Source organism: Paraglaciecola psychrophila 170, assembly GCF_000347635.1.
Taxonomy (GTDB): Bacteria; Pseudomonadota; Gammaproteobacteria; order Enterobacterales; family Alteromonadaceae; genus Paraglaciecola; species Paraglaciecola psychrophila.
This window is the reverse complement of the sequence record NC_020514.1, coordinates 4540212-4562345: the sequence shown is the minus strand read 5'-3', so window position 1 is coordinate 4562345 and position 22134 is coordinate 4540212. Positions and strand designations below refer to the sequence as shown.

The following is a 22134-nucleotide window of genomic DNA, read 5'->3' as shown; positions in this document are numbered from 1 at the left end:
TAATGTGCCTTTGGCTTGCTCTAAAATCACACTGTTGTCGATACAACAAAGGTTTTAGGTATGCAATAAATTTGAATAGTCTCTATGCCCAACCTGTTCCTTCGCACTTATAACAATTACCACCACCACCCCCAGTTCCTCCACAAACAGGGCAAGTCCCTTTCTCTGATGAATATCCGTATGAAGTGCTAGTTGGTGCTACTGTCGGTTTTACAGTCAAATTAACATTTGACTTTTTAACAGGTGGTTTTTGCATTATCAAATAGCTATTAGTGACTCTTCTATATTCAGCAAAAGCAGACCACCAATCCTCTGCCTCACGTTGAGAATCAAAGCGAGTAACAACACTCGCTCTAGAGGACAGACACCATTTACTTTTCGAATCAGGATAGAGATAGGCACTTTTCCAATTCATTTTCTCTTTGGTGAACTCTACGCCCATAAAATATAAATACTTTCCTCTGATCTCAATCTTTTTTTCATTATAATCACTTAATGAAGAGGGCGGGGTAGCTGTAGTATCGCTTTCTAATTTCTTAGACAGTTCAATATCTTTAGCCAAAGCAGTAATTGACTGCGTTCCTTCGACAATTGTTTTCAAATCAAGTAAATGAATATCAGTAAAATATATTGATTCAATTTCACCAGCTAATTTGATTTCAATACGATTATTCTCAGCTAAATCTAATAAACCTGTCAAGCTACCTGTATATTCATTTGCATGTTTAAACATAGCCGAGTGGAGTGGGCATAAACAGAGATAATTTTGATAAATAGATTTTTTATTCTCCTTATCAAACTCGATTGATTCGAAATAATATTCTCCATCTTTAAGCTTTCTAAAAGGAAGTTCCTCAATACAAACCTGACAAATTTGTATTCCATCTGGGTCTGTATATTGTGCAACCAAGTATTCTTTAGCTTGTTCGATAACTTCATTCTTATTTACCGCAACACTTCTTTCACGAACCTGTTTTTCTTTTAGTGGTGCTGCTTGCACTTCCTCTCTGATCCTAGATTCTCTGTGTTCAGGGTTTCTCGACGTATAATTAGGCGGCTCATTTTCGTTTTCTTTTCTATTAGCAACTTCGTCCATAAATCGAACTTGCTCACTTTCAGAAAGATCAGCGAACCATTTCGCTCTTTCGTATTTCTCTGAAGTTTCAAACCCTAATTCTTGCGCTTTTTGTTGTTTTTCATCAGAAGAAGCTATCAGTTTATTCTCTTCAGAAAACAACTCTATATCTTCCAACAATTCTTTATTTTTTATATTTGAAAACTCTGAATGTATTAGTTTACTTGTAATACTCCTTGGAGATAAAAACCTTCCATCCTTTGTAGGAATCCAACTTGTTGATTTGAGATTAAATAATAAGAAAGATTCTGCATATCTAAACCCTTCACTTTGATTTGGTCTATATTTCGCCCTAGAATAATTGTATCTGTTATATGAATTGTTTAACAAATTTAAAAGAAACTTGCTTACTTCTATTGAATTAGAACTTAACATTATCTTAAGATTAGTAATCGTATAATCCTTGTTTACTTCATATGATGTCCTTTTTCCACAAGACCCTCTCAAATAACGTGCCTCGGGGTTTGACGAGGTATGGGTTTCGATTATCCCGATATTAGATATACAACCTACCCATTTAAAAAAGTTAACAAGAGAACCAATTTCAATCCCACTATTCAGATACGCATCGCTAACAGCAAATCTATTTTTATTTGGAAGATGTTTAAAGTAGAGAGATAGGTTTAATTCGATATATGATTCTGGTAAATAGGTAACTGCTGGATCGGCATAATAATTTTTGCCATCACGCTCAACATAAATAAAATGAGTTGACTTAAAAAGGCCAACATCGTGTTGATTATTTTCATTTAAAAAATAATTAATAAACAATTTAATATGAGAAATACGTTCATCAGTTGTTACAGTTATACTTTCTTTACGGTAATGTTTTTCCAAAATAGAATTTACTTTTTCTTTCTCGCCGTATGTATTTACACCAATTGCATTAAAGAATTTGTTTGTTTTTTCATCAACATCTTCTTTTTTATTAGGAAAGAAGTTACTGTTCAAAATATGAATTTCACCTTGTCCCAATTTAGTAGGAAAATAACAGTCCTTTGCTCTCACTAATTTATTTTTCGTCGTTAGCAATATTGAAAATAAACTTACACCATCAATAGGTTGGTCACCATAGTCGTCTTCAGCGTCACATTCCTTTAATAGAAAACAATAAAAATCTTTTATCCATTTAATCTCTTTGGAAAGTAGCCATTTCCTAAATACTTTATCTTCATCAAAGTCACAAGAATCAGAAGAACCTTCTCCCGCTACAGTATCTAGAAAACTGTATAACTCCTCTATTCCCCATTTGTGAATACGCAAGTCAGAAATAAATTGTTTTTGTCTTCCACCTTGAATAGGTACTAACCAGTTAATCTTTTCTTCTTTCCTTTCAACAAAGTATTTTAAATCATTGACCTTAAAAAACGCTCTAAAACTGGAAGGTGATTCGTATACATTATGACTTGAAAGGTAATTTTCATTTTTACAAGGTACAAGATCCATTAGATGGAACGCTTTATTTACTCTATTTCTAATAGGTAAATAAAATTCAGAAATATTGTCATCGGAATTCGGTAATACGTCGAAAACACTAGCATTTAACATCTTATGATTTTTGATTAAAGATAAAGAATCTGCTGTTAACTTTGCAATTTCTTCAATTAAAATCTCGTTTTCAGGTCGATTTTGTATGCTATCTCTAGCTACAGTCGATGCAAATGGTGCATTGATGTTAAATTTTAAGTTAGACGTTTCTTTCTCGGCTGGAAAATACACAGAAACATTACTTTGAAGATCAATAACAATTTTAAATTGTTCATCAAGTCCTTTTTTTGGGTTGAACTCTGTAATATTTTTTGTTTTATAATCTAGTTTATAAGCAATGGAAACACATAAACCAATATACCCCTGTAACCAACGATTAAACCTTAACCAATGGGTTAAGGTAATAAGTCCGTCTCTAGATTTTTTTTCTATAGATATGTAATCTCCAATTTCATTCACTTTTCTAATTGTTGCTGTTTTATGGGATTCTATTTCCCAAGTTATTTTTTTTATATTCTGGAGAAAAAGTAATATTTTGACTGATAGTGTATCAAGTCCTTTTTTAATTTCTATAAATGCATCTTTTGGCAATTTATTAGAGCTGTTAAATGGAAACTCAAAAATAGTTTCATAGTGCCCTTCGTAATTGTTATTTATTTTATGGGGTATAACTAAATCTCTGATCTCAAAGCTGTATTGATTGCTAAACACTCTTGGTGATGTGGTATATGAGAATACAGCTTTAAAACCTACTCCAAACTTACCTATTTGAACAACATCATCTTTTTTGGTTGTGTTACCAATGCCGGTTATTGAATTTACATCTTCAAAAGTAAACTGTCGCTTGGCATTATGCTTAACTATTAAACAGCTTTCCGACAGTGAAAAATGTATTTCAGAAGCTTCAGCGTCCTCAGCATTTTGTAATAACTCATAAATAAAATGTGCATTGTCAGGGTAAAGCTCTGTTAGAAGATTTAATATTCCATCCTCGAAATCATTTTTTCTATTTGATTCTACCCAATCTTTTCTTTTTTTATAAAGCTCTTCAAATGACTCAAAGTTAGCACTCAATTTATATCATCCTTTAAAATTGCTAAGATTCCATAACAAATAAATGAACTATGAACATCTCCGCTTTTTGCAGCTTTATCTAAGTCAATCATTCGCATCTCGAAATCAGTATTTGCCCTTGCTAACTCGCTAGTTTTCATTAATTTTATCTTGTCATTACTAGCATTAGACAGTTGGTCTTCAATGGTCTTACATCTCGCTTTATGGCTAGTATTTAAACTTTGAATTCTATAGCTGACTAATTGATTGTTCGCTTCTAGATGGTCAGCCTGAGACTTACTCCATCTATGATGATGTTCTACTTCCAAAGCGCTCATCATTTCATCATCAAACACTTTAGAGCTTTTAGAATCGATGGATTGAGATAATAAAACTAACAGTGATTCCTCAAGCTCTGCGCACGCGCAAACTGGGACAATTAGATCATCCCTTTTAACCCCTTTCTTCCCCCAATGGTAGAGGGCAAAAGTATACTCTCCTTCTAAGAAGTCGTTTGTGGTGACTGCTAATGAGCAATTAGCTGTACTACTAACTTTTAAGGACGTTGCCGCCTGCTTAACTAAAGGGTGAACTGGCGTTATTAATAGCAGTTCACTATTTTCAACAGCTATTTCTTGATTGAAAGTTAAGCTAAGCGAGGATTCACTGCCCTTCAACCACTTTTCCCAATTTCTAAAAATTGGATCTTTAGAGCGAGGGAGTTTTCTGTAGTCTTCTAGCAAAGTTGTTCTTGCATCGCGGCTAAGACGAAGTGAGTTTATTTCTTTATCACCACTGATATATGTTTTTTCAGTATCCATACAAACATTCAGGTAGACCTCTATACAACTTTTTAACGCTGAAGGTGACAACCAAAAACTGCTGGCTAGTTCAATTTCCTCTTGCCAAGATTGTGTCGGAACGTGCAAACCGAATAATTCAGCTTGGCGGTTTTCAAGATCTTCTTCTTCAGCAATCTTTCTAATTTTATTATCTGATAACTGCGCTAACTGCTTAAACTTATCTTCTTCAGATAAAGTAAAACTCTCGGCAATATCATGAATTTCTTTGGTTATTTCTCCAAGTATCTCCTCACTGCCACCGATTGACCTTTTAAAAACACCTATTCGTGATAAACACCTATCATGAATGTCAGCATCAACCGTTCCTGGAGTTATCAAGTTAACAATGGCAACCGTTTCACTTTCTTGCCCATATCGATCAATTCGTCCAATCCTCTGCTCAATTTTCATAGGGTTCCAAGGCAGGTCATAGTTGATTAAACAATCACAGAATTGAAAATCTAACCCTTCACATCCAACTTCTGAGGATAATAAAATATCTATCGCTTGGTCATTGGATTTTGGTAGAGAAAACCTTTTCCTAAGATCTGACCGAATATCATCAGGTATCGAACCGTGAATTAAACCAAACCTAAAACCAGCTGAGTTTAATTTTTCTGAGAGATAATCTAATGTATGTCTAAATGTTGTAAATATTAGAACCTTATTATTTTCAAGCTTTGTCTTTGAAGATATTGCATTAATGAATGCTTCAGCTTTCGGATCTGTCACATCAAGTTGGTCTGATAATTCTAATAAGCCTGAAATGTCATCTTGAATTGAATCAATAAACTCATTATCCACTTCAAGTGAGTCTTCATTATCGCTGCACTCAAATAATTCAATTGAATCTATTTTTCTCTCAAGTATGTTTTTTAATAATGGTGCTAGACCGTACAAGCAACTTGCGGCTTGTCGTCTAATAGTCGTCATCATAAATTTAACGTTTCGACTACCATGACTATACGATAATATTTTGGCGACAATCTCTAATAAACTATCGTGTAACGCTTGTTGTGAAGCAGTAAATTCAATTGAAATAGTCTCAGGCTTTCTGATTGTGAAATCGCCTATATCCCTACGTCTAGTTCGGTTTATCAGCCCACTGAAAGTGTTGAGTTCTTCAATTTGTTTAATAAGTTTGATGCGTTGAACATCATCTGAACCATCAATAACATCCCAGATTTCCTGAAATTTTGGAGTCTCTCGAAAGAAGAGTCGACCCCATTCTGTATCAATGGCATTAGATAACCCTTCCTTCACTTCGCTTTGCCAATTTGTAGAAGCCCTTCTGCATGCGTTTACAGCCGAATGTATATATTGATTGGGTGCCGCCATCATTTCAAAACTACTCCGATCGATGATTAGATCAGGTCTAATGACATTTAATAGTGTAAATAAATCTTCGCTTCCTAATTGAACTGGTGTTGCACTTAGAAATATTACGGCTTGTGCGTTATCACAAAAATATTTAACTCCCTGATGAAGGTATGTGTCTGAGTTTCGAATATGGTGGGCTTCGTCAACAATTACCAAATCAAATTTGGGTGGAGGGTCAAGTGAAACCAACCCTTTATCAGCTTTTCTTTTCTTGCCTGTTGGCCCGTAAATAAGATCAGAATCAAACAAGGAAAAAGGGACAATTGCTTTTGAATATTGCTCCGGCCAATCACCTTCTAAATATGTTTCCTTCAAGCAATGTCTCAAAAGTTTCCCATCTAAATGGGTGAACTTTTCATCGAATCGTTTCATTTCCATTTCCCATTTGCGTTCAGCTACTAACGCTTTTGGGCATATAATTAAGATGGAATTCAATTCAGTTCTTGAACGAAGCTCTTGGATGATTAACCCTGCTTCTATCGTCTTACCAACCCCCACTTCATCCGCAATCAACAATCTTGGCTGATCAGCTCGAATTAACTTCAATACAGGACGATATTGATAAGGTACAAATTTGACTCTACCAGTACGAAGAGAATGTATGTTATTTGAAGATGGAAATTCAAGTTGCAGTGATGTTAAGTAAGCATGAAGCTCGTTAATGGTTATTTGTTTTTTATCTTCGGCTGTTTCATTGGACAAAGCCAAGAGCTGACTTTCATAATATGTTGCTAATTTATTGTCTTGAAATACTTTGTACAGAATGCCAGTAGCATTAAAAACAACTTCAATAATAGGTAGCAAAACACTGTTGTCTGATCGTAAACACACTACTTCACCACTTGAGAACAAATTAGGTTTTATTTCTTCTTCAAGCTCTACTGTGGGGGAAGTAATATCATTGGAAGACATTTTACTAAGAAGTTCACTTGCTCGTGACCTCAGAATATCCAGAGTATCTTGAGAAGCGCCAATAACTTCTAACACTCGTCCTAGCGTGTCGACATCTCTATATATTTCATCATTAGGTAGGTCTCTTGATAAATGTGCCCATTTATTTCGAACGCTTTGCAACTCTTTAATCCAGCTTCTTGCTTCTCTCGATAATGCCAGCTGTTGTGACAATTCATACCAATTTTGGTCCAACAACCTAATAAGTGCGGCAAAATCTAACTTATCCAAGCTATCTACTTTTCTTTCAATTGCAAGTTTCTGCTGTTGAAAGGAAAGCCTATTGACAACATGGTCAATCCACCAACTATCAGATATTTTGGGTAACTCTTCACCTAAGAAGTTTTGTAGTTCTTTTGTTCCCAACTTAATTAACTCATACATACCAATTTACATCCTTATAACTGTTCCATTAGCAGTGTATTCAAAAAATAACATAGAATCTTCAGATAGGCAGATCCATAAAAGCAGCCCCTTAATATATTGGATTTATTTTTATTATGGAAGCCTCGTTAATTCAAACCTCGACTATATCAATACTCAATCTAATAGATGAGACAACAATTTTTAGCGTCTTATTTGTGTGATCTATTAAATATAACCTCACGGTGAAACTCCAAGTAATATTGGTGTTCCCTAGCTAGGTAAAGGTATATCTGCACCAGAGAGAAAATTAACAAGACGCCCATGATAACGAGCAGCCAAAAAAATAGTTTTGCGATTTATTACGATGGGTGTCTTGTTAATTATCCACGCTCTTGGGGTGGAATACAGGTTCAAACTTTAATACCAAGTGTCACTGTGGGCTGACAACTCTCACACCAATATATTCGTCTACCATTGCGCTTCGCTTTTACAATAGGCTGCACGCAATGACGACAGGGCAAACCTTCGCGGTTAAAAGCCATAAAACGGACGCTTTCATAGCTGCCTTTTGTTTTAGCCAGTTTGTCGCTCAAAGTTGGTAGTAAGGTGTGCCCTTTTGTATCGTAGGCACGCTTACCAATAATTAACGTTTACCTAGCAAGGCTTTCAATTTTTTTTTGAGTCAAGTTGTTTGGGTTTAACGAAAGTTACAAGGACAGCCATTGTAAGACCGTGAATTAGTGGATTGCGCAGGCCGCTGTATTAGAGAGGATAAAGCGGGTTACATAGAGCATCACCAAAGCCCTATACTAGAGCGCCTTGGCCTAGATACTGAGCAATGGTTGACCTTAACCACAGAAGTCGAACGACACTTCAGCACCGTCGTAGACAGTGAGCATATGTTACAACAATTCAAACATCACACACACCACCAACGTATACGAGGAATGGCAAAGGCCAGAGACTTACTTCAACGCGCCTGAACAGTGCAGCCTTACACACATTCAAAGCTAGTTTCACAACCTGTACTCAATGGCGTTGCCTGAAATTTGAGCGGGAGGAATTATTTAGCTGCTTTCACAAGTCACATCCCCCGAAAAGCTCAGATTTCGAAATTTTAAACCAAGGGATCAGAACCGCCCCATCACTGTATGCGTGTTGATTAGGCCTCGATTGGGTACTTTATTGCAATGGGTGTCTAGTTAAGGTATTAGATTATAAATTTAGACACGCACAAGTAACACTAAGGCTTATTCGCGTTCCAATAGAACACAAACGACACGCTACCAAATCCCAAAAATCCTAGCGCCACGGGTGTGATAGAAGCGTCAATAAAACTACTTACAAAAATAGCTGCAGGTACGGAAATGATACTACTCAAAGACCCAATAATAGCGGCACCTAGACCTGCCATATCACCTAAAGGCTGCATAGCCATAGCCTTTACATTGCCAAACAAAATACCGATACAAAAGAACGCACAAAATAATACAGCAACAAATTGCCAAAAAGGCGGAACCCCATCATAAGCAAAACATAAGGCCGTTAGTACGCTAGAAAATATCAGCCACCCCAGCATCGCCCAATTGCATAACTTGCGCATACCCAAACGCATGACTAAGTTGCCATTAATAAAAGATGCTAGGCCGATAGATAATGCCAACATAGCAAAGTACATAGGAAACAGCTCACCCGTATTATAGATATCCTGAAACAGGGTTTGAGAAGAACTGATATAAGCCAGAAATGCACCAAAAATGGTGCCAGAAGAAAGGGTATAAAACATTACGAGCTTATGGGAAAGAATGAACTTACTTGAAATCCACAATTGCGACCAACTAAAAGGTAAGCGCTTCTCTTTGGCTAGAGTTTCTGGTTGACGAGCAAAAAACCATAAGCCAATCAATGTCCCATAAACCAAAAATGATAAAAAAATATGCTGCCATGAAAACCAAAATAAAATAGTTTGCCCAAGAATAGGTGCCAGCATCGGCACTAATATGAACACCATCATAATGAAAGACATGACTCTGGCCATAGCTTCACCTTCGTACTTATCACGGATCACTGCCAGTGTTGCAATCCTGGGCCCTGAGACACCGAAGGCTTGAATAACGCGACCAATTAGCATCACTTCTAACGACTCAGCATTGATGCAAATTAGTGACCCGATAGCAAATACGATCAAACCAGAAATGATCACATAACGCCTGCCTCTGTCGTCAGATAAAGGCCCATAATAAAGTTGACCAAAAGCCATACCAACAAAGAATAATGAAACAATTAGATGGGTTTGACTAGGGTCTGTCACTTTTAGGTAAGCACCAATTTGAGATAGTGCAGGTAAAACTGAATCTATACTTAAAGCGACCAACGACGTCATTGTTGCCATAAGTGCCACAAACTCGAATAAACTAATATCGACCTTTTTTTTACTATTTGCTTTGCTATTTGTCTCGCTGGGAGCGGAGTGACGATTGGATGACATGCTAGAACCGGCAGATTTCATTGATAAACAGTTTAACACTGCCGATTAATAACGCTTAGAATTTTTAGCTAATTCTTTAAATTACTAAATTAACAAGACACCCATAATAGTGAGCAACCCCAAAAGATAGTTTTAGGGTTTATTACGATGGGTGTCTTGTTAATTTGGAAACAACTATCGGGGTCAGAACAAAGTTAAATTAACTCTTACGCCACCTGCTTCGTGCGGCGTACACAATAAATGGACGTGATTAGTCATCAATACCCAAGCGTGAATATCAACTTTGCACTTAACAGAAAACTCTTTTAACCAACCCACATAAGCAAAAAAATCTTGTTCACTACCAAAACAAGTTTGACGGTTATTACTCCGTTAAATAACATGCTGTGCAATACCAATCGGGCAGATGCGAGGCAAACGATTAATAGGATGTCCTTATCTTTGAGTTAAGTAATCAACAAGTATAATCTATGCGTTATTAAACGTTGTTCTGACCCCGATAGCTTTATTGATCCGACTCAATTGATTCACTCAGCTGTCTACACTAAATTCAAGCAATTCATCGAGCTTGCCGGAAGACCTGAGGTTTTCAAGACTTTTATCCGTTTTGGCCTCATCAAGATAGGTGCCTGATAGTTCTATGGCGTTACTCAGATCAGCCAGTGCGGCATCAAGTTGATTAAGGGTCGAATTAGCGCAGGCCCGTTGGTAAAATGCATAATGATATTCTGCGTCAATCAAAAGCGCTTTGTTGCAAAGACTGAGGGCCCATTGTGCTTCCCCTATATCTAATACCTCGTCGGCCTTGTAGGTTAGCGCTTCTGTATCAGTCGGGTTAATCAGCAAAATCTGATCGTAGACATCTATTTTCGCCTGATGTGTCGCCTCCAAACCCGCACGCATCCAGAGTGAATGAAGGGCATTGGTGCGGCTGATGTCTTCCTGTGCAGCGACGATGCGATTAGTGCGATCTTTGAGGCTACTTTCAAGGGACTGCAGACGCTGCTCATAGTCTTCGGAAATACGGGTCACTTTCTGTTCGATGACCTCATTGAGCTTGTGGCGTATTTCACGGACTGAACTCCAGCCAACAAGCGCCAGTATGGAGGCGGCCGTTGCGATAATGTAAAAAATATTGTTCACCGTACTGGTCGCATAGTTAATGGCGCGATCTGATGCCGCTAGCTCGGTAGAGGTAAATCGTTCAACAAACTCTGTACGCTGCCCTTGCAAATCTGTACGAAGTGTTTTTAGTTCGTCAAGCACATATCGTTCGACGAAGGGGGTGTAGAGAGGTTTTTCCAAATCTTCAATCACACTGTTGTGCTTTGTGGTATCTGGCGTATTGACAGGTTCAGCAGTACCGTATGCAGGTAATGCCAATAATAGACATAGTATTAGGCCAAGCACGTTTCCTTTACCAGCAATTTGAATCGTCATATTACCTCTTTATTGGGCTTTGATATTGTTAAGCATTAGATAGTTAAAATCATTTTGCCAGATTTTTTTGCATACTTCGAATCATCTGCGGGTCAGGTCTTTGATTTATGATAAACAATTATAGAAAACTAGGAAAACTAGGGTCAGGGTCTGAGGGATCCCCACGAATATTCAACCATTAAAGTTGTCTGCAATAATAGTTCTGAGATTTAATACTGCTGCTTCATATTGCTCACAGAGCAGCGTGAAACGCTTATCTACGAAGCCTCGTAAGCCCAAATAATGAAACGATAATACTCGCCTTGTTTTAACTGTATTCGCTTGATAACGACGGTGTAAACCAGCTATTAATATAGCTAAACCTATAATGTTAGCCAGAATACTGGCGAGTGTGGCGATGAGAATAAGTATTGCAATACGTTGTACGCTTCGGCTTTTATGATGTTCAAAACCCAGTCCGAATGAACTACTTTTGATATCCCTAAACTCTTCTTCAATTTGCATACGCAGTCGATAAATAGCCACTATCTTTTTACCTAAAGACTTGCTTCGAGGAAGTGACGTTGCAATTAACCAGGGGTCTGTAGCGTCTCTTGCATTAAATAAAAGGGGTCAGAGTCAATTTAAATAAACTATACTCCTATTTATTAATAAAAAGAGGCTGGTTTAATGGCGAGAAGACTACGAGTTTCCAGTACAGCAAAACTTTAATAGAACAACTTTAATAGGCCACCCATAATAATTTGACTGTTTTTTGTACTGCACTAAGCTTTACTAACACCAATTGAATTAGCATAAATTGAAAGGAGTCACTTATGCCTAAGCCTCGTTCATCTCAGGTCAGCCTCATTGATACCCCCTATTACCATTGCGTATCACGCTGCGTTAGACGCGCCTTTTTATGTGGTACGGTAGCCGCGCTACTGATAAATATTCAGGTACGAGTTATGAGCACAGACGGGCGTGGGTAGAAGACAAGGTATTGTGGTTATCGTCAGTATTTGCCATTGGTATCTGTGCTTATGCAGTGATGAGCAATCATGTGCATTTGGTCCTGTGTGTGGATAAAGACAAAGCCGTATCTTGGTCAGATAAACAAGTGGTAGGCCGTTGGCATCGTTTACATAGAGGTACGTTACTGAGCCAGAAGTTCATGCGTAATGCGTTGTTAAGTGAAAATGAATGGATAAGCCTTAAAGATACAATCGCCGTTTACCGCCAGCGTTTGTATGACATCAGTTGGTTGATGGCCAGTTTATGCGAGCCTATTGCCAGGCAGGCCAATAAAGAAGACGGCTGTACAGGCAGGTTTTATTCGCTGCCATCCTTGGCGCTCACCCTTCGGGCCAGCTGAAGCTGTTCAAATTTATTCCAGAAAAATTTGTGGGAAGGCCGTTTTAAATCTCAAGCCTGCTTTTACGACAAGAAGGGATGATGGAGCCGTATTATCCTGTATGGCGTATGTCGACTTAAACCCGATTAGAGCTAAAATGGCGAAAACCCCTGAAACCTCACAGCACACCAGTATTCAAAAACGTACCGTGGCCATACAACAGCACAAACGCCAACCTTATAAGTTACTGCCCTTTGTCGGCAACCCCAGACAAAACATGCCCCAAGGCATTGCATTTTCTTTACAAGATTACTGTGAACTGGTCGATACCACAGGTCGCATTATCCGAGCAGATAAAGCAGGTGCTATCGACTCAGCACACAGCCCCATTCTAAGTCGATTAGGCCTTTCTGAAGAGCAATGGATAACCCTGACAACCGAATTCGAACAACACTTTTGTTATGCAGCGGGCGCAGAGCAGATGATGAAAGCATTCAAAACGCATACCCACAGAAAACGAATAGGTGGGATGAAGCAGGCCAAACGACTGCTATCGTAGGAATACCCAACAAACATTCAAACATCCCATTATTTTGTGTTTTTTTTAATTAAAGAGGACGAAACATATCTAGAAATCAGTGGTTCACTCTTAGTTACCTCAATACCGTCAATATAGACCCAGTTTCCTGCTGCCTTTACCCATCTGATGTTTTAAGCCTAAAATTAAGTGAGAGGTTTTCTCTACTTATTTAATTTTTATTATGTGTGGCTCAATAAGGTTAGCTATTGATGATTAGTTTGAAGCGCTCTTGTCACAAAGAGGGCGTTTAAAGGATATGCAGCAATTGAAGGAGTGGTGATCAGGTTATCGGATGTATTGAGGTTTCAAGTTAACCTGTCCCTTGGTTTGCGGGTGCAGCTAAGTATTTAGGGAAACCCTTTAGTTTGATTAATAGTACTTTGATAATTTCCCGGACATACAAACCAGTTAATCCAATACTATTACGATGACCAAAAAACAGTAAGTCAAAAAACAGATATATCAGAATTTCGTTAGTCCAGGTTTTACTTTGACCTTGAACAAAACAGACGTTAGATACTGTCAATAAATATAACATCGTAAACTTTAATTAAGCCATTAATTATTTCGGCTGGTTAACAAGAAATAATCCATAAATACACAGCTCAGTGCTTTATTGCAAATGATAATCATTATTATTTGCAATTGTTATTTGTTTTGTTTATCTTTCGCTTGTTCACAAATTTAAGGAAACTTTATGGCACTTAATTTTCTTTGCCCAGTCCATCGCGATTGGGTTTATTTTCATCCTCAAGATGCATTAACTCAATTGGAAGAAACACAGCAGCAAGGGGAGGCACTTATGCAAAAACGAGAATGGCAAGAAGCTATAATGTTTTTTGGTAGTGCATTTGAAACGACAGAAATATTGATAGAATTACAGGGTAATGAAAAATCATTTTTGTTATCTAGGTTAACGACTCTAGCCATGTTGCTTGCCACCAGCTTCGCTAAGTTAAATGCAATGACTTATGGACAGCTGATACTCAAACAAGCTCAGACAAGACTTCAACTGATTGCAGAGAATTCTTTAGGTAATCAGCCTAAGCAAGAGCATGTCGAACAATGTTTAGTGGCAGTAAAAAGCAGCCTTGAACAATTGGTATTTATACATCCATTGGCGCAAGACATGTCGTCAGCCCAGATACACTGATACTCACGTTTATATGGCCCCCAAATTAATCAACTGATAAATCAATTAAAGCGAGTAGATAAGGATGTATGCGGCCCATATTCTAATAGTCGAAGATGACAATGTGTTAAACGATCAATTAGCAGAATTGTTGCGAAGTAAAGGTTTTGTGATTGACCAATGCCATGATGGAGAGCAGGGTTTATTATCTGCTTTGAAAAAGAAATTCGATCTAATTTTGCTGGATGTACTGCTACCTTCGTTAAATGGTTTTTCGGTACTGAAAACCTTAAGAAAAACCTGCCAAACGCCAGTTATGATGATCACTGCTTGTGGCGCTGAGCAAGAACGTATTGAGGGATACACTGAGGGGGCAGATGATTATCTACCCAAACCTTTTAATCTAATGGAGTTGATGCTGCGCATAGACGTTTTACTGCGCCGCACATATAAATTTAATGCAAAGTCTAATCAGCAACGTGTGTTGCAATTAGACGGGTTAAGCTTAGACAGAATCCATCAGGGGATCGCTTATCACGAGCAACCCATTATATTAACACCCATACAATTTAGACTACTTTGGCGCTTAGCTGAAAGTCAAAATCAGGTGTTGAGTAAAGCCTATTTATATCAAACGGTATTAGATAAATCTTTTAGCCAATACGACCGCACTTTAGATATGCATATTAGCAGAGTCCGAAAAAAATTGGTTGAGGCGGGTATGCCGATTGAACGCTTAGTCACAGTGCATGGCAAAGGTTACTGTTTTTCATGAGCGCCAGCCATACGCTGTTAATAAAGCTATTTTGTATTATCGCAGCAGGCACGGTGGCATTATTTTGGGTAATTGATTTATTTATTCACAAGACAGAAAAAAGTATGAGCTTTATTGCCCAAGAATATCAGCAAGAGCTAGTCGACTATGGAGCAACAGCAGAATACATTTATAACAACGATGGCGATGCAGCATTACAGAATTGGCTTAATACAATACAAACAAAAGAGCAAACTTGGGCGGCTGTTGTGACGTCCACGGTTACCGCTTTAGCCAATGGCGTATTGTCTGAGCAGTTTGTTCAGGGTCACACATTAGGCCGAAGTGTTGAGTGGAAAATACACTTGTATTTCGATCATAATCCTATTATGGATATCCCTTTTTCTGATAATAGTGCGCGATTATTGATTAAATTACCGCAACGTATGCGCCCTGGAGCTTACTTTGCTTATGCGGATTTAGCCTTGCAAGTAGCCTTACCATTTGTATTGTTGTCTTTGTTAACTGTGGTGTTGTATCGATACTTGATGTCACCTTTGCGTAAATTAGAAAAAGCCACACAACAATTTAGCCAAGGAAACTTCGATGTTAGGATAAATGCATCGCTTGGTGAGCGTAACGACGAACTCACCGCTTTAGCGGATAACTTCGATCATATGGCCGATCTCACTAGCAAACTTATTGTTAGTCAACGTCAATTGTTATCAGACTTATCCCATGAATTACGTACCCCATTAACGCGTATTGATATGGCGATTGATTTTGTTGAGCAGGACATTGATCCCCACAAAGCGCTTACCAGATTACGTTCTGAATCGTCGAATATGCGATATTTAGTCGAAGATACTCTGACATTAGCTTGGTTAAATACCGAAATACCTAAGAGTAAAGGTGAATCATTTGATTTGTCGGAGCTGGTGAGTGTTATTTGTGAGGATGCTCGGTTTGAATACCCAGATAAGGTAGTGATCCAATCAGGTCTTGAACAAGCCATGATAACCAGTAGCCAGCAAGCGTTGGGACAGGCCATCGAAAATGTCATCCGTAATGCTTTACATCACACACCGCCAAATAAACAAGTTAATGTTTCTTTGGTTAGCCAGCAACGCTTTTTTACTCTACATATTCAAGACGAAGGAATGGGGGTGCCAGAAGATTTAGTTGAAGATATTTTTAAGCCGTTTTTTCAGGTGGATAAATCTAGGATGGTTTCCGATGACGACCGCCCCCCAGCCTGTGCAAAAGGTCACCGAGGATTTGGTTTAGGCTTAGCGTTAGCGCAGCGTCAAATTGAGGCGGTTAATGGGGTTATCAAGGCCCAAAATTATTATACAACTACTGGGCAAGTAGCAGGTTTAAAAATAACCATCGATTTGCCTTACTCCATCACTTAAAATAATTCCTAATTTGCGCTTTTAGACTAAGTTGTATCATTTTGACTGAGTTGCTGAATTAAGCCGCTGTCAGAACTCAAAACCGTTTGTTAAAAATAGTGCTGAGCATAGTTATTAATCTTCGATATATTGAATATTTCAAATCCTATAGTTAAAAACTCATTCGATGAATTTATGTTACATATGTCATTTTCCAGCTGTGACAATTTCAGTAGACAGCTTATTTTATTTTACAAATGTAACAGTTGTAAAAGTTGTTCACTTTTTTGCTTCAATCCTCATAATCGGATGCAAATACAAACTATTATCATTTGAGTCTATTTCATGAGAACACCATTTAAACAACACAATACACACAAGTTAGGCCATCTTCAGCATCTACCCAATCTACATAAACTAAACAAACAACACGTTATCTCACTATGCGTGGCCAGCGCTATAGGAAGCGCTTCTGCCTTTGCTGAAGTGAAAACTGAAAAGTATTCAGACATTGAGATGATTGCGGTGATTGGACAAGCCACGAGTGGTCTTGACCGACTTATTACAGCAGATGACTTACAAAACTTGCATGCTGATAGTTTGAGTGATGTGTTTCGTCAAGATCCATCCGTTAGCGCAGGTGGCTCTATTGGCATGGGACAAAAGATTTACATGCGAAATATTGGTGAAGATTTGCTGAATATTTCTATTGACGGAGCAGAACAATCTGGGGCGGTTTTCCATCATGCAGGGCGAATTGTTATTGAGCCCGAATTACTTAAGCAGGTGGAAATTGAAGCGGGTACGGGTAGTGCAACAGCAGGCCCTGGTGCATTAGGTGGCAGTATAAAATTAACTACTAAAGATCCTGATGATCTTTTGGCCAAAGATGAAAACTTTGGTGCCTTAATCAAATCAAGTTATTTCAGCAATGGTGATGGGTTTAAAAATAGCGTCACTGTATTTGGACGTGATACCAATGATGTGTTTAGTGCTATGGCGAGTGTTGTTGCCTCTGATTTTGATAATGTTGAAGACGCAGATGGGACTGAAATTATCGGCACTGGATCAGAGCAAACACTTGGATATGCAAAAATAGTGGCTAATTTATCTGAGCATCAGTTTTTATCTTTAAGCCATGAAGGTCTCAAAGAAGACGGTGATATTTTGTATCGTCCAGAATGGATTGCTAGCAGCAGAAATACAGCTGAGCCCACTGCAGGTGAACGCAAAACGACTACCCTAAATTACGGATTAAATGACACTAACAATGATCTGCTGGATTTTAGTGTGAATGTTTATAACACCAAAAATTACCAATCGCGTGAGTTTAGAACTAGCTTTTATGATGGAGCGGTTAAATCAAAGGGTGCCACTATTCAAAATATAAGCATTGTTGGTCAACATCAGCTTATTTATGGCCTTAACTTTCGTGATGATACCAGCTATCTAAATGATATTGATTTTGCGCCAGATGCATATTTTGAGGAGACAGGCAAAATTAAAGGGTTGTATCTTCAAGATGTGATTGATGTCAGTTCAGCGCTAACTGTGTCGGCGGGTATGCGTTTTGATAACTATCAGTTATCGGATATTAATGGCTTAGAATTTGATGAGTCGGGTGTGTCACCTAACCTAAGTGCTAACTTCGCATTAACGAACGATTTAAGCATCAGTGCCGGTTATGCCGAAGCATTTCGCGGTCCTGAAGTGAAAGACGCATTTAAATTATCAATTTATTCAAACGATGTAAGTTTAGAAGCTGAAACAGCCAAAAACCTTGAATTTGGCTTAGATTACGCACTGGGCAATGCAAGCTTTGCTGGTGGTGTGTATCGTTCAGATATTGAAACCCCGATCGCTGGCATGTGCCTTGGTCAAACGTCAATATTAATCTAGATAATGATATAGAAACCAAGGGGTACTACCTAGAGTTTGCTTATCAAACTTCTCAGTTGGACTTTAGCGCTGCCATTAACAGCGCTGATACCGAGCTCGATGGACAAGTTGTCACACGTTATGTGTATAGCTCTGCAGCAGCCTCTAGCGGGGATACCCTTGCATTAAATTTACATTATGAATTTAACGAAACCATTAATGCAGGTTGGTCTGCAAGAATGGTCAAGGGTATTCACGATATAAAATTAAATGTGGGCGGCGAAGCATTAACCTTAGATAAGCCAGGTTATGCCGAACATGATATCTACGCACGTTGGTTACCACTAGGTGACGATATGTTAACGGTTAACTTAACGCTCAAAAACGTGTTTGATAAACAATACCTGCACCACGGCAGTGTTGAAAACTTTACTAATAATGCAGGCTATGAGGTGGTGGTGGGCGCGCCTGAAGCAGGTCGTGATGTGCGTGTAAGTGTAGCGTTACGTTTTTAATCGCCAAAAAACACACCCAAAATTATTGGAATTACACGGCGCCAGCAAATAAATCAAACCTCATGAACTTAGTTCAGTAAGTGATCAAGGTGAATGATAACAGCCAGCATACGTGTAGTTTCAAGGATGAAGGGTATACATACCCCAGTGTATTTTGTATGCACTGGGGTTTGATCCATTCAGGACCAGCAAATAATATGAAAATATACAGCATTACTACGCTTAAGTTGATACTCACCTTGGGCATATTGGCAGTGACTTTGTGTGCCACATTTATGACTAACGCTAGCACCGCTCAAAGTGTAACGAGTTCGGCTAACAAAGCTAACAAAGCTAACAAAGTTATCAAAGTTATCAAAGCTATCGACTTAGCAGGTCGTTCAATCACTATTTCAAAACCTGCACAGCGCATTATCCTCGGTGAAAGTCGTTATTTGTCTGCATTGTCTATCCTCGATACTCATAATCCAATTGAACGGGTCGTGGGCATGTTGGCAGATTTAAAAGTGGTGGATTACGGCAGTTATTTACAACTGCAGCATAAGTTTCCGTTAATTGACGATATACCTTTAGTCGGGCACACCTCGGCAGACAGTTTTAGCATCGAAAAAACCCTGACCTTAAATGCAGATTTGGCTATTTTTGGAGTGGAAGGCCATGGACCCAGTGCCAGGCATTCGACTTTAATCAATCAACTGCAGCAAGCGGGTGTGACCGTCGTGTTTGTCGATTTCCGGCGCGATCCTCTGGTCAATACTATTAAGAGTATCGCTTTGCTTGGAAAGTTATTAGGTAAGGAAAGTCGGGCTAGTGAGTTTATTGCTTTTTACCAACAGCAAATGCAACGGGTTATTGACCCCTTATCAAAATTGATGGCAAACCAGGTCCAAGCTAAATCAGAGCTTAAGCTGCAATCTAAGATGGATCCTAAGCCGAAACTTGAGCCCAAACCTAAGCCGAATGTGTTTTTACATAGTCGTGTGGGGTTGCAGGGACTGTGTTGCGAAACAATGGTAAAGGGCATGATGGCAGACTTTGTTGAACGTGCGGGCGGCGTAAATGTGGCCAGTAGTATGATACCTGGCAGTGCAGGGGTCTTGAACTTCGAATATTTATTGTCCTTTCAGCCTGACATTTATATTGCCACGGCTATCGGCTCAACACAGCCATATTCAGATGGGTCTCAACGGCCACATTATATCGCACTAGGGGCGGGCGTAGATGAGACCTTTGCCCAACAGAGCTTTCGTCATGCGCTGGATACTATGGGTATGAACCATTTAACAGCAGTACAGCAACATAAGGCATATGCCATTTGGCATCATTTTTATAATACGCCGCTGAATGTAGTGGCGGTGCAAGTCTTCGCTAAATGGCTGTACCCCGAACAGTTCACCAGCCTCTTACCAAGGCAGACTTTGGAAACCTTGTTTGAACAATTTCAGTCTGTGCCATTAAACGGTGTGTATTGGACAACACTCTCACCTCAGGCTAGGCAAAAATGAAAGACGAACTTGTCAGTGTCAACCAGCATAACCATGTTCATAACCAAGGCAATCAATATTCCTTAGCCACACAATATCGTGATTTTGTATTCAAACGTATTGTGTTGATTGCAGTAATTGTTGCTGTGACTTTATTCAGCTTTTTGTTTGATATTGCTAGCGGTCCAGCAGATTTATCACTTTGGCAAGTGTTACAAGGTTTGCTGCAGCCTGAAAATTTGAGCGCTTCCCATAAAGTCATTATTTGGGACGTGCGTTTACCCTATGCGCTAATGGCTTTAGTAGTAGGGGCTTGTTTAGGACTTGCCGGGGCAGAAATGCAAACAGTGTTAAATAACCCACTGGCCAGTCCTTTTACACTAGGAGTGGGATCTGCGGCTACTTTAGGCGCATCTATGGCCATTGTTTTTGACTTGAGTTGGACAGGCCTGAGCTTCACCTATTTATTGCCAGCCAGTGCTTTTGTATTTGCCTCTTTAGCCTCACTGTTGATCTTATTGTTATCGCGCACTATGGGTGCCAGTGTACATACGGTTTTATTATTTGGTATTGCTTTGATGTTTGGGCTCAATGCGGTGGTGGGGCTATTACAATTCATTGCTGATGCAGGCGCGTTACAACAAATAGTATTTTGGACTATGGGCAGTTTGGCTAGGGCCAATATGGAAAAAGTGACCTTAGTCACTGTGGTGCTGGTGGTGTGTTTTATGTGTAGTCTAAAACAGCTTTGGGCCTTAACTGCACTTCGCGCAGGGGAAGAACAGGCCCGTAGTTTAGGCATAAAAACTGAACGGCTACGCTTAACCGTGTTACTTAGAGTGAGCTTATTGACGTCAGTGGCCTTAGCTTTTGTGGGCGAAATTGGTTTTATTGGTTTAGTGGGTCCACATATCGCGCGCATGTTGTTAGGTGAAGATCACCGCTTCTTTTTGCCGGGCAGTGCCATAGCTGGGGCTTTATTGTTGTCTTTGGCCTCTATCGCCAGTAAAACCTTGTTGCCGGGGGTGATATTACCAGTGGGCATTGTGACTGCATTGATTGGCATTCCACTTTTTATTAGCCTGATTTTAGGCCGTGGTAGGCAGGGGCAAGTATGAGCTTAATTATCCAAAATTTTCAGGTCGGTTATGGCCGCAACGTTATTATTAAAAACCTGGAATTACCCGCGATAACACCGGGCACGTTAGTGGCATTAATTGGTTCAAATGGCGTGGGCAAGTCTACTTTATTAAAATCTTTAGCCGGCGTTATGAAGTTCAAGGGCGAGGCCACCTTTGAGCAACAGCCTATTGCTCAAATGAGCCAAGCTAAACGTATGCAGCATATTGGTTATTTACCACAAACCTTGCCTCAACCCACCTCTTTAGTCGCTTATGAATTAGTTTACAGCGCTTGTCGGGCGGCCGCAGGTGTGCCTGTTGATAATATTAACGAGGCGATTGAGCGTGTTTTTAAGCGCTTGGGGATTATGCCATTGGCACTTAAAAAAATGAGTGAAATGTCAGGTGGTCAACGGCAAATGGTTGGTCTTGCTCAAGTATTGGTGCGCCAACCTAAATTGTTGTTATTAGATGAGCCTACCAGCGCCTTGGACTTACATTGGCAACTCAATGTGCTTGAAACGATTAAGCAACAAACTGAAGAACATCAGCGCATTGCTTTTGTGGCCAGTCATGATTTAAATCTTGCATTACGTTTCTGCGACCAAGTGTTGGTATTGGCTAAAGGTGGGCTGTTAGCTATGGGCGCGCCAAAAAATGTGCTTACGCCTGAATGTTTGGATCAAGCTTTTGGGATCACAGCTCGTATTGAAGCGTGCTCAAAAGGTTACCCCATAATATTGGCGGACAGTGCCAGTTCTTCTGCAAATACAGACTAAACCAATAAAGGAAATAACAAT

At 39.2% G+C, this 22134-nt stretch carries 13 protein-coding genes and 2 pseudogenes; 10 read left to right on the top strand and 5 right to left on the bottom strand.

What is annotated here, in order from left to right; all coding sequences use genetic code 11:
* Positions 1 to 82 precede the first annotated feature (82 nt).
* Both C427_RS19970 and C427_RS19965 read right to left on the bottom strand, forming a co-directional pair.
* Entirely contained in the window at positions 83 to 3697 is a 3615-nt protein-coding gene (locus tag C427_RS19970) for a sacsin N-terminal ATP-binding-like domain-containing protein (protein WP_007642392.1), read from the bottom strand.
* Positions 3694 to 7233, bottom strand: a complete 3540-nt coding sequence (locus C427_RS19965; protein ID WP_007642391.1) for a DEAD/DEAH box helicase — start codon at positions 7231 to 7233, stop codon at positions 3694 to 3696. Before C427_RS19965 ends, C427_RS19970 begins: the two co-directional genes overlap by 4 nt.
* Before the next feature lie 716 nt (positions 7234 to 7949).
* Here C427_RS19965 and C427_RS19960 point away from each other — a divergent pair.
* A pseudogene (locus tag C427_RS19960) lies at positions 7950 to 8198 on the top strand (transposase); the annotation flags it as partial.
* Positions 8199 to 8458: 260 nt separating this feature from the next.
* Here the strand turns inward: C427_RS19960 and C427_RS19955 are convergent.
* The 3 genes from C427_RS19955 to C427_RS19945 all read right to left on the bottom strand — a co-directional run bounded on the left by C427_RS19955 (position 8459) and on the right by C427_RS19945 (position 11713).
* Positions 8459 to 9703 (bottom strand): multidrug effflux MFS transporter, encoded by a 1245-nt coding sequence (locus C427_RS19955; protein WP_007642388.1) that lies wholly within the window; start codon positions 9701 to 9703, stop codon positions 8459 to 8461.
* Positions 9704 to 10234: 531 nt separating this feature from the next.
* Complete coding sequence (locus C427_RS19950; protein WP_007642384.1) at positions 10235 to 11143, bottom strand: tetratricopeptide repeat protein; 909 nt, start codon at positions 11141 to 11143, stop codon at positions 10235 to 10237.
* A 171-nt stretch (positions 11144 to 11314) separates the two neighbouring features.
* Positions 11315 to 11713: a transposase gene (locus C427_RS19945; protein WP_081589078.1), complete on the bottom strand. Its 399-nt coding sequence runs from the start codon at positions 11711 to 11713 to the stop codon at positions 11315 to 11317.
* A gap of 245 nt (positions 11714 to 11958) precedes the next feature.
* Between C427_RS19945 and C427_RS28895 the strand changes: the two are divergent.
* From C427_RS28895 to C427_RS19890, 9 genes and pseudogenes are all read left to right on the top strand, one after another.
* Positions 11959 to 13035 (top strand): annotated as a pseudogene (locus tag C427_RS28895) (transposase).
* A gap of 718 nt (positions 13036 to 13753) precedes the next feature.
* On the top strand, positions 13754 to 14209 hold the full coding sequence (locus C427_RS19925; RefSeq protein WP_007642379.1) for a hypothetical protein: 456 nt from the start codon (positions 13754 to 13756) through the stop codon (positions 14207 to 14209).
* Between the two features lie 64 nt (positions 14210 to 14273).
* Complete coding sequence (locus tag C427_RS19920) at positions 14274 to 14963, top strand: response regulator transcription factor (RefSeq protein ID WP_007642377.1); 690 nt, start codon at positions 14274 to 14276, stop codon at positions 14961 to 14963.
* Positions 14960 to 16357, top strand: coding sequence for a sensor histidine kinase (locus tag C427_RS19915; protein WP_007642375.1), 1398 nt, complete (start codon positions 14960 to 14962; stop codon positions 16355 to 16357). Before C427_RS19920 ends, C427_RS19915 begins: the two co-directional genes overlap by 4 nt.
* 324 nt (positions 16358 to 16681) lie before the next feature.
* On the top strand, positions 16682 to 18235 hold the full coding sequence (locus tag C427_RS19910; protein ID WP_148285931.1) for a TonB-dependent receptor domain-containing protein: 1554 nt from the start codon (positions 16682 to 16684) through the stop codon (positions 18233 to 18235).
* Positions 18205 to 18729, top strand: coding sequence for a porin family protein (locus C427_RS28300; protein ID WP_015431242.1), 525 nt, complete (start codon positions 18205 to 18207; stop codon positions 18727 to 18729). The genes C427_RS19910 and C427_RS28300 overlap by 31 nt, the downstream gene beginning before the upstream one ends.
* Positions 18730 to 18926: 197 nt before the next feature.
* Complete coding sequence (locus tag C427_RS19900; protein ID WP_007642371.1) at positions 18927 to 20234, top strand: TroA family protein; 1308 nt, start codon at positions 18927 to 18929, stop codon at positions 20232 to 20234.
* Entirely contained in the window at positions 20231 to 21331 is a 1101-nt protein-coding gene (locus C427_RS19895) for a FecCD family ABC transporter permease (protein ID WP_007642369.1), read from the top strand. The genes C427_RS19900 and C427_RS19895 overlap by 4 nt, the downstream gene beginning before the upstream one ends.
* Positions 21328 to 22113: an ABC transporter ATP-binding protein gene (locus tag C427_RS19890; RefSeq protein WP_007642367.1), complete on the top strand. Its 786-nt coding sequence runs from the start codon at positions 21328 to 21330 to the stop codon at positions 22111 to 22113. Before C427_RS19895 ends, C427_RS19890 begins: the two co-directional genes overlap by 4 nt.
* The last annotated feature ends 21 nt before the right edge of the window (positions 22114 to 22134 follow it).

Bases quoted from the DNA above. Each gene is read 5' to 3' on its own strand.
- C427_RS19965 (WP_007642391.1), bottom strand. From the start codon at position 7,233: ATGTATGAGTTAATTAAGTTGGGAACAAAAGAACTACAAAACTTCTTA.
- C427_RS19955 (WP_007642388.1), bottom strand. From the start codon at position 9,703: ATGTCATCCAATCGTCACTCCGCTCCCAGCGAGACAAATAGCAAAGCA.
- C427_RS19950 (WP_007642384.1), bottom strand. From the start codon at position 11,143: ATGACGATTCAAATTGCTGGTAAAGGAAACGTGCTTGGCCTAATACTA.
- C427_RS19925 (WP_007642379.1), top strand. From the start codon at position 13,754: ATGGCACTTAATTTTCTTTGCCCAGTCCATCGCGATTGGGTTTATTTT.
- C427_RS19920 (WP_007642377.1), top strand. From the start codon at position 14,274: ATGTATGCGGCCCATATTCTAATAGTCGAAGATGACAATGTGTTAAAC.
- C427_RS19915 (WP_007642375.1), top strand. From the start codon at position 14,960: ATGAGCGCCAGCCATACGCTGTTAATAAAGCTATTTTGTATTATCGCA.
- C427_RS19910 (WP_148285931.1), top strand. From the start codon at position 16,682: ATGAGAACACCATTTAAACAACACAATACACACAAGTTAGGCCATCTT.
- C427_RS19900 (WP_007642371.1), top strand. From the start codon at position 18,927: ATGAAAATATACAGCATTACTACGCTTAAGTTGATACTCACCTTGGGC.
- C427_RS19895 (WP_007642369.1), top strand. From the start codon at position 20,231: ATGAAAGACGAACTTGTCAGTGTCAACCAGCATAACCATGTTCATAAC.
- C427_RS19890 (WP_007642367.1), top strand. From the start codon at position 21,328: ATGAGCTTAATTATCCAAAATTTTCAGGTCGGTTATGGCCGCAACGTT.